At 32.5% G+C, this 9055-nt stretch carries 11 protein-coding genes; 9 read left to right on the top strand and 2 right to left on the bottom strand.

Annotated features, from left to right (window positions below; all coding sequences use genetic code 11):
- The 4 genes from AB8B65_RS15705 to AB8B65_RS15690 form a co-directional block, all read left to right on the top strand.
- The coding region (locus AB8B65_RS15705; protein WP_405302216.1) for a coproporphyrinogen-III oxidase family protein at positions 1-702 on the top strand (702 nt) is incomplete at its 5' end.
- A 63-nt stretch (positions 703-765) separates the two neighbouring features.
- Complete coding sequence (locus AB8B65_RS15700; protein ID WP_405302215.1) at positions 766-1518, top strand: cyclase family protein; 753 nt, start codon at positions 766-768, stop codon at positions 1516-1518.
- A gap of 75 nt (positions 1519-1593) precedes the next feature.
- Positions 1594-2481 (top strand): SH3 domain-containing protein, encoded by an 888-nt coding sequence (locus tag AB8B65_RS15695; protein ID WP_405302213.1) that lies wholly within the window; start codon positions 1594-1596, stop codon positions 2479-2481.
- Positions 2482-2549: 68 nt separating this feature from the next.
- Positions 2550-3344: a hypothetical protein gene (locus AB8B65_RS15690; protein ID WP_405302212.1), complete on the top strand. Its 795-nt coding sequence runs from the start codon at positions 2550-2552 to the stop codon at positions 3342-3344.
- Positions 3345-3361: 17 nt separating this feature from the next.
- Here the strand turns inward: AB8B65_RS15690 and AB8B65_RS15685 are convergent, their stop codons facing one another.
- Complete coding sequence (locus AB8B65_RS15685) at positions 3362-3754, bottom strand: hypothetical protein (RefSeq protein WP_405302211.1); 393 nt, start codon at positions 3752-3754, stop codon at positions 3362-3364.
- Positions 3755-4013: 259 nt separating this feature from the next.
- Positions 4014-4409, bottom strand: coding sequence for a hypothetical protein (locus tag AB8B65_RS15680; protein ID WP_405302209.1), 396 nt, complete (start codon positions 4407-4409; stop codon positions 4014-4016).
- Positions 4410-4544: 135 nt separating this feature from the next.
- Here AB8B65_RS15680 and AB8B65_RS15675 point away from each other — a divergent pair, with 135 nt between their 5' ends.
- The 5 genes from AB8B65_RS15675 to AB8B65_RS15655 all read left to right on the top strand — a co-directional run.
- Positions 4545-4805, top strand: a complete 261-nt coding sequence (locus AB8B65_RS15675; RefSeq protein ID WP_405302208.1) for a hypothetical protein — start codon at positions 4545-4547, stop codon at positions 4803-4805.
- 114 nt (positions 4806-4919) lie between these two features.
- Positions 4920-5531 carry a DUF4230 domain-containing protein gene (locus AB8B65_RS15670; protein WP_405302206.1) on the top strand — a complete coding sequence of 204 codons (612 nt, stop codon included), beginning with the start codon at positions 4920-4922 and terminating at the stop codon, positions 5529-5531.
- A 398-nt stretch (positions 5532-5929) separates the two neighbouring features.
- A complete protein-coding gene (locus tag AB8B65_RS15665; protein ID WP_405302205.1) occupies positions 5930-6301 on the top strand; it encodes an MmcQ/YjbR family DNA-binding protein in 372 nt (123 codons plus the stop codon).
- A gap of 326 nt (positions 6302-6627) precedes the next feature.
- Positions 6628-7041, top strand: a complete 414-nt coding sequence (locus tag AB8B65_RS15660; protein ID WP_405302204.1) for a response regulator — start codon at positions 6628-6630, stop codon at positions 7039-7041.
- A gap of 139 nt (positions 7042-7180) precedes the next feature.
- A partial coding sequence (locus AB8B65_RS15655) for a PAS domain S-box protein (protein WP_405302203.1) occupies positions 7181-9055 on the top strand: 1875 nt, incomplete at its 3' end.

The following is a 9055-nucleotide window of genomic DNA, read 5'->3' as shown; positions in this document are numbered from 1 at the left end:
TTGGAATTTGCGACACAGTATTTTGATAACATTACAATCGATCTCATTTACGGAATTCCAAATATGACCATGGAACAATGGAAAACCAATTTGGAAACGGTTTTTAACTTCGGAATCAATCATATATCAAGTTATGCCCTTACGGTAGAACCGAAAACGGCGCTGGAAAAATTCATCCGACAAGGAAAATTTGCAGCCATTTCTGAAGAAGAATCGCTGGCACATTTTAATGTATTAGTGGCAGAAACTGAAAAGCAAGGTTTTGTACATTACGAAATTTCAAACTTTGGAAAACCCGATTATTTTTCCAAGCACAACACGTCGTATTGGAAAGGTGCAAGCTATATTGGTATTGGTCCGAGCGCGCATTCGTTTCAAAAAGGAAGTAGAAGTTGGAACGTTTCAAACAATGCAAAATACATAAAAAGTATTGCAGAAAACATACTTCCAATTACGACGGAACAACTTTCTAAGGACGATCAATACAACGAATATGTAATGACAGGTTTGCGCACGGTTTGGGGAATTTCGTTGGAATATATTGAAGAACAATTCGGCGAAAGCTATCTTCATCACACAAAAAAAATAGCAGCAACGCATTTACAAGAAAACACACTTCAAGTTGTAGAAAACACAATCAAAACCACACAAAAAGGAAAATTTTTATGTGACGGAATTGCGGCTGATTTCTTTATTGTATAAAAGGTTAAAACAGTTTTTTAAAATTCGTTATTAGGTTGAAAAATCAATTCGTATTTTTACGCTATGATTTGTACTATTCAACGTAAAACGACCAAACATCAAATAGATTTATCGAAACCGCTAGACATTTCCATTCCGTTACGTGCTGCCAAAGACAACGTAAACGCATGGTATATTTCAGCGCCAAAAATTGAACCTGTTCGTATGGACGATTGGGTTGGCTCTGTAAAAGAAGGCGGCGATGTGAATTTTAATAATATCTATTTTAATCCGCATGCGCACGGAACGCATACCGAATGTGTTGGACATATTACGGAAGAAGTTCATTCCATAAATGAAAATTTAAAGCAATTTTTCTTCTATGCGGAATTGATTACGGTAGTTCCTGAGAAAAAAGGCGAAAACGATTATATTATTTCTAAAAAGCAATTGCAGCGTGTGATTGGAAATAAAAAGCGAGAAGCAATTGTGATTCGTACGTTGCCAAACTTTGATGAAAAACGGCAACGGCAGTATTCGCACACAAATCCGCCATATATTGAAGAAGCTGCGGCAATTTATTTGCGCGAAAAAGGAATAGCACATTTACTAATTGATTTGCCAAGTGTAGACAAGGAAAAGGATAATGGCGAATTGTTAGCGCACAATGCATTTTGGAATACCGCAGGAAACATTCGCATGCATGCAACAATTACGGAGTTTATATATGTGGCAAATTCCATTGAAGATGGCGCGTATTATGTGAATATTCAAATTGCGCCTTTTGAAAATGATGCGTCTCCAAGCAAGCCAATTTTGTATAAAATAGCGAAGTAGTTGCAGTAAGTAAACACAATATATTCTTGGAATCATTTTTGTGTAAACACTAGTTGTTATTAAAAAAAGACTCTTATGAAGAATTTTTTCGGATGTATACTTTTGCTTTTCATTTTTGAATCAAATGCACAAAATTATTTTTCAGTTATTGCCAAAAATGGACTTTCCATCAGAGAAAAACCAAGTCTCAAAAGCAAACGAATTGGAAAACTTGAAGCTGGAAAAGATGTTGTTTTGATTGCGAAAAGTGGAAAAAAACTTTCTGTTACTGATGATGATCAAATCATAAACGGAGAATGGTATGAAGTTGAAGGAACTAATGAAAATCCGCAAGGATATGTGTTTAGTGGATATTTATTAGCAAAAAAAGAAAATCCTAATACAAATATTGGTTGCGAAAATAGAATTCCTTGTCATTCAACAATTTCATTTGAAAAGTTTGATTTAAAAATCTACAACTACCAAGTGCAAGAAAATCCTACAAAGAAGCAAGATACCATACAAGTGTTTGAATATGTTTTTAACGAGATAGGAGACAAGCTTTTACAGATTTTACCAAAGCAAAAAAAGGATAGTATCGTGGTTTCTTATATGGTTGTTGAAAATATTAATGAACAATATGATTATCGGAAAGTTGAATCATCTGATTTTGAGGAATGGAATAAAAATAGTGTGCATTGGAAAGGACAAGAACCTTTTGTGACTATAAAGAATAACTTAAATTTCTTTAGAATTCCAAAAACGGAATATGAACAGAAAGAAGTGTTGCGAAAACAAAATTTCAAACTAAAAGATACGCTGATAGATTTAAGTGGCGAAAGTTCTAATATTGCGACTTTAATTTATAAAGGAAAACCTTGTACTTACGGATTAGGACCTGTAATTATCCGAATTGAATTATATACTGAAAATGGAGAAAAAAGTGTTCGGTTTTTAGTCGTAGTTTTATCGTATGGTTGTTGAAAAGAACGATCATTATAAATTAAAAATGGACGCTTGAAGCGCGTCACAATAACATTCACAAGAAATACATGAAACAACATTTTAGCATACTTTATATATGTTTACTTCACCTATTTTTAGTCAGTTTGAGTTGTCATTCTCAAACGAATGTGGAATTGGTAAGTTACACTGCTAGTGAATGTCAAGATGTATATGCTAAAAATATTTTCAAGCTTCAAGATAGAATTGTAGTGGCCTATAAAACTGGAAATCTAAAAACATACAAGTTATTTGTTGTTGCAAATTGTAGTAGTACGGCAATTGGAAAAGTAACACTAAAAAACGATACCTTAAATTTAGCATTTCACGGAATTAGAGAACGAACCCTTTTTGAGAAGAAAAAAAATGATTCTGTTACTACAATTACTGAAGCATATATTGAAGAAGTTGCCGATTGTGAGTGTGCATTTAATTTAACGTACACGATAAAAACATTTGAGAACCAAGAATATGTCGTGACTGCAAATGGTAAAAAAATAGTTGTGTCTGAACATAAATATAAAGTAAAAAGTGAAAAACCATCATTTCAAATTGTCAATACAGACACTATAAATTATGTAGATATTTATGGTTTAAAGCAAGGTGTACATGTCACGAATCGTAACGATGGACAACAATTTGCGAGGGTTCATTATGTTGATGATGAAAAAATTAGTGGATTAGCAAGCACGTATTACGACTTTGATGGCTATGGAAAAGTAGAAACTTTTATGGAAGATGGAAAGTTCTCAATTCGGAAATACTATAAAAACAGAAAACTTGTTAAAACCTGTAAAACGGATGGTTCTTTTGACGAAGGAACTGATTGCAAGTATGAAAAATAGTGCGATGCGAAAACATATTATTCACCGCGCAAATTCTTCTGAATCTCTTTACTAATTTGATCTAAGGTTGGAAAAGACTCTAGCTTTTCGCTGAATTCTTTCAGTTGTTCTTGTACAATACGCTTAATTTTATTTTCTAAAATTTCATCAATTGTTTCTCCGTAATCGGGAAGTGGCTCGTCTGCTTTTCTAATTGGAATGGTCATATCACCAGTTCCTGTAATTAGCCAAAGCGGATTTAGCTCAGGATACGTATCGATTATTCTCTCCAAAACATCACTTCCGATAGAAGCGCCCGATTTTGACTGCTTACTTGTATAGCCATTGCCCACTTTTATTGAGATATCGAAGGCACGCATGCTCATATTTTTATGCTTGATGAATTCTATGATTCTGTCGATTATTTTCATTTTAAATAGAAATTATTCTACGAAAAATTACTTTTTCATAGAAAATAGTTTTTAAATTTTTAAAAACGTCACCTAAACTGACAGTAAATCAGCACAAGTAGGCGAACTCGTAAATATACACAAATTTTGCATGCGATATAGCGTTTTTTCTGAAAAGACAGGAATTGTATGCCGTTGATTCTCAATAGTTGTAAAAAATCAACTTGTTTTTTTTGATGGAATTTTGAATTTTAGAATTTGTTTTTGAAGAAGCAATACATTAAGAATCGCCTTTTAGTTTTTTCTGAATCTCGTTACTGATTTCGTCTAAGGTTGGAATATTTTCAAGTTTTTTGCTCAAGGCTTTCAATTGGCGTTGTACCGTACGCTCTATTTTACCTTCAATAAGCGCATCAATCGTATTGTATTCTAGTGGAGGTTCTTGTGCTTCTTCCAAATTGATAATCATATTTTCTTTTCCAGTGAGCAACCAAAGCGGACTCAACTCAGGATACACATCGATTATTTTCTCAAGCACATCACTGCCTACAGAAGCACTTGACTTAGATTGCTTACTTGTATAGCCATTTCCTACGCTTATTGACTTATCAAACGCGCGCATGCTTAAATTTTTATGCTTAATAAAGAGGATTATTCTGTCGATTATTTTCATCATTATGCGAAATTTTTCTGCATAAAGTTTCTTTATATAGAAAATAGTTTGTAATATTATACTGTCAGTTCTATAACGTGTGTCATAAAATCGACACAAATATAGTAATTTACTAATTATAAAAATTTTTGCATACGCATGATACGGAAAAAACAACGAGAAAAACTCAAAGAAGTACTTGGATATCATTATACAAATGGTGTTCTAAAAATTTTAAAAGAAAATAAGATTACTAGTAGAAATGGCAAGCCTTATGGTTCGTCTATGATTAGAAATGTGTTTAATGGTTTAAACGAAAATGAAAGAATTGAAAATGCAATTATAGAGTTATTTGTACGTACACAAGAAGATATAAAAGAAAGAGAAGAAGCTAGAAATCGAATATTGGGTATAACGTAAGTTCTTTTTGTCATATTTTACATATAACTTGTGTTTTTAAAAATGTGATCACTAAAAATTGCAGTACATTTACCTGCATACAAATCAGGAATGATTTTTGTAAATTGCTCGTATATGGATATAGTTTTAGGAATATTGATTGGAGGAATAGTGTCGTATTTTGTGTATGATTATCTTAGGAAACAACAATCAAAAAAGAGCGCAACGCAACAATCGCACTTACTTCTCGATAAAATTAAAAGTGTTTGCAAACTCACAACGGTAGAAGGTGATTTTAGTGAAATTCATCAACACGAAGATACATCGTCACATTTTTTACGAATGATTTCTAGTAAAAAACGGGCAATTGTTGTTGTTAAAGCTAAAGTCAGTGTTGGATATGATCTAAAAAAAATGCGTTTACAAGCGGATGAAGACACTAAAAAAATACAAATTATTGATTTTCCAGAACCAGAAATTTTAACCGTAGAAACCGATTTTACGTATTACGATATTAAAGATGGTTTGCTCAATAAATTTAGTGCGGACGATTTAACAAATCTCAACCAACAAGCCAAACAGCATATCATTGATAAAGTACCTGAAAGTGGTTTGTTACTTAATGCAAAACAGGAAGCGTTGAACGCTATTTTTGTCATTGAAAAGCTTGTAGAAACCATTGGTTGGGAATTAGAGTATTCTGAAATTGCACTTCCAGAAAATGATCGTAAAAAAATAAACAAATAGTTGAAAATAGACAGTCTTGTAAGTGTTTGAAGTTCATGTGTTTGAAATTTGAAATTGTTTTATCTAGTATATTTATAGACTGTTTATAGGCTGAACTGGTATTTTGTCGAAATTATATACTGATTTAAAGAAAATCTAACCTAGTTTTACACATTCTTACTGTATATTTGTCCCAACCTAAAAATAACAATAAGATGTCACTAATTGATAAAGTTGTTTATTATCTGAATGATGTTCTTGTAAGCTTGGATATTTCACCTATTCAAAAGACTACACCTAAGCAAAATACTAAGACAAAAGAAATGTCTGATCGTACTGATATCAGCGCATAAATTTTTAATTATTTTTCACAGCAATCTATTGCAAAGATTTTTATATCTTGTTTGTAAATAGCGTATATGAATATTGAATTGCTTCGCGAATATTGCATTAAAAAACCAGCCGTTACAGAAGAGTTTCCTTTTGATCAAGATACTTTGGTATTTAAAGTATTGGGAAAAATGTTTGTATTAACTTCGTTAAAAAAGTGGGAAGAAGGTATTCCTTCAGTGAACTTAAAATGCGATCCAAATAAAGCGGATGAGCTTCGCGGTGAACATGAAAGTATCAAGCCAGGTTTTCACATGAGTAAAAAGCATTGGAATACAGTTGAACTATTTCATGGCGAATTACCAATTACTTTTATTCAAGAATTAATTGACGATTCGTATCATTTAGTCATCAAAGGAATGACGAAAAAGCAAAAAGCAGAGTTGGCAACGTATCCATAAAATAAAAATTTAGTTCAGCCGCTGAACACGCAATACTATTTATATTTGAATACTCGTTTGCTAAAACTATATTTGAAAATTGAAAAGTAAATGCATCCAGTATGTGCGAAACAGATACATAAGCTTACAGATTTAGCGTCGTATTACATGAAGGTCGCTAAAAATGAGATGGAAACAGGTGAGAAAATGTAGAAATATTAAAACCATTAATCTACCTAATAAGTCCATTCAACCCACTTAAAATTCCCTTTAATCGAAAGAACTTAATAATCTCGCATATAAAGAAGAAATTTACGTTTAATTACTCAAAACATAAGCATATCATAATGATAGAGAATCTTTCATTTTTATTCATAGAAGATGACGAGATCGAAGTGTTGAAGTTTAAAAAATCTTTAAAAAGATTAGGTTTCACACATCGAATACTCGAAGCCAAAAATGGTGAGGAAGCACTTGAAGTCTTACGAGACAAACAAGATTTACCCAACGTTATTTTGTTGGATTTGAATATGCCAAAAATGAACGGACTTGAATTTCTTAAAGAACTCAAAGCTGATCCACACTTACGTTACATTCCAGCAATTATAGTTACAACCTCTAACAATCATCAAGATATGTTAGAAAGCTACAATCTGGGAATTGCAGGTTATATCATAAAACCTTTACGCTACGAAGATTATATTAAAAAAATACAACGTGTAGTCGATTATTGGATGGTAAATGAAGTAATTGAATTCTAGTCATATCCGCTCAATTTTCCCTTTCAACATAAAAATATAAAAGTGCAACTCATCGGTTAATTGTGTTTATTGACCGAAATTTATGTGGAATTTAGTATCTTTCAACGCATAAAATCCCTCGAAACTAGATTTGCGTTCAATGAAAGATAAGATTCATACCCTAGAACTAGCCCTTCTGAACGAAAAAAGAGCCCGTGAAAAAGCGGAAGAATTGCTCTTAAACCGAACTAGCGAATTGCTAGAAACGCGTGAAGCTCTCAATGTGAAAACTCGCGAATACAATGTATTTTTCGAAAATATGCTCGATTCATTTGTTGTCATGGATATCATGGGTAACGTGATTAAGATGAATGACGCGGCTATTAAACTACTTGGATATGATGTCAAAGAAGAAGATATCAATCTCGTAAATCTTATCTATAGCAAAGACTTTGAATATGCCATGAACTCTTTTTCAAAACTCATGAAAGAAGGTTCTTTTTCAAATTATGAAGCACGAATATTTACAAAACAAAAAGAAGTAAAGTGGGTTCAAATAAATGCGAGCCTAATTCGTAATGAAGAAGGAAAAATAATAGCTGCGCAAGGAATTGTAAGAGACATTACGGCTTCCAAAGCAAAATCAGCTGATTTTGAAGAACAACAAGAGCAATTGGCAGCAATTGTTGACAATTCGACTTTGGGAATTGTGTTGGCGCAGGATCGAAAAATCATCAAAACAAATACTGCTTTTCAAAATTTGATGCAATACAGCGAAGAAGAACTGTTGGGAACTTCTGTAGAAGCACTTTCTTTTGAAGATGCACACGAAGAATCGAGAAGTTTGTACGGACTTATGGTCGACAAAGAAATAAATCATTACAGTTTAACAGAGCGTTACAAACGAAAAGACGGCACTTCGTTTTTGTCTAAAACAAGCGTAACAGGTGTTCGCGATAGCAAAGGAGACATAAAATATCAACTGGCTTTTGTAGAAGATGTTTCGGTGAAGCACAAAAGACAGTTAATGTTAAATACACTCAATAACTTAACGCGTTCTTTCATAGGGAAACTAAATATTCATGATGTTGCCTGGGAAATAGCCAATGTAATTGCTCGCGATTTAGAGTTTGAAGATTGTGTGGTGTATTTAGTCAAGAAAAAAGAAAATATACTAGAACAAATTGCTGGATACGGAGCTAAAGTAAATAAGAATAAGGAAATTATCAATAAATTATATATTCCGTTTGGAAAAGGAATTGTTGGAAATGTTGCCATAACGGGAAAGGCGGAATTGATTCATGATACTTCAAAAGACGATCGTTATGTGGTTGATGATAAGCGACGCTACTCAGAAATTACGGTGCCTATTATCATAAATAATGAAGTTATAGGAGTAATTGATTCTGAAAATTCTGCAAAAGACTTTTTTACCAAAGAACACCTGCGTTTATTAAAAAATGTAGCAAACTTAGTATCTATACAATTAACGAATGCGGTCAATTTAGAACGAAGAATTGCTGCGGAAAGTGAAAATAAAGAACTCCTCGAAAACTTAAAGCGCAGTAACAAAGAATTGCACGATTTTGCACACATAGTTTCGCACGATTTAAAATCGCCTTTACGAAGTATAAATGCTTTAATTTCTTGGTTTCAGGAAGATTATGCAGATGTGTTAGATGAAAATGCAACGGATACTTTTGATAAGTTGAATAACAAATTAGAGCAAATGGATGCGCTAATTGATGGTATTTTACGCTACTCTAGTGTAAATGATAAAAACATTTTAACCACTCAAAAAGTAAGTGTAAAAGAAATATTAGAGGAAATAAAAACGATTTTATACATTCCTGAGCATATTCAATTTATCTTTCCAGAAGAAATGCCTGTGATTAATGCTGATAAAACACGAATAAAACAATTATTTCAAAATTTAATCAGCAATGCAATTACGCACATTGACAAAGAAGAAGGGAAAGTTGAAGTTAAATTTACAGAGTTAAAAACATATTGGAAATTTTCTATTTCTGATAAT

It is taken from the genome of Kordia sp. (genome assembly GCF_045105435.1).
In the GTDB taxonomy this organism is placed as follows: Bacteria; Bacteroidota; Bacteroidia; order Flavobacteriales; family Flavobacteriaceae; genus Kordia.
Note: the sequence above shows the minus strand (reverse complement) of the source record. Positions and strands in the feature narration are given on the sequence as shown.

Bases quoted from the DNA above. Each gene is read 5' to 3' on its own strand.
- AB8B65_RS15700 (WP_405302215.1), top strand. From the start codon at position 766: ATGATTTGTACTATTCAACGTAAAACGACCAAACATCAAATAGATTTA.
- AB8B65_RS15695 (WP_405302213.1), top strand. From the start codon at position 1,594: ATGAAGAATTTTTTCGGATGTATACTTTTGCTTTTCATTTTTGAATCA.
- AB8B65_RS15690 (WP_405302212.1), top strand. From the start codon at position 2,550: ATGAAACAACATTTTAGCATACTTTATATATGTTTACTTCACCTATTT.
- AB8B65_RS15685 (WP_405302211.1), bottom strand. From the start codon at position 3,754: ATGAAAATAATCGACAGAATCATAGAATTCATCAAGCATAAAAATATG.
- AB8B65_RS15680 (WP_405302209.1), bottom strand. From the start codon at position 4,409: ATGATGAAAATAATCGACAGAATAATCCTCTTTATTAAGCATAAAAAT.
- AB8B65_RS15675 (WP_405302208.1), top strand. From the start codon at position 4,545: ATGATACGGAAAAAACAACGAGAAAAACTCAAAGAAGTACTTGGATAT.
- AB8B65_RS15670 (WP_405302206.1), top strand. From the start codon at position 4,920: ATGGATATAGTTTTAGGAATATTGATTGGAGGAATAGTGTCGTATTTT.
- AB8B65_RS15665 (WP_405302205.1), top strand. From the start codon at position 5,930: ATGAATATTGAATTGCTTCGCGAATATTGCATTAAAAAACCAGCCGTT.
- AB8B65_RS15660 (WP_405302204.1), top strand. From the start codon at position 6,628: ATGATAGAGAATCTTTCATTTTTATTCATAGAAGATGACGAGATCGAA.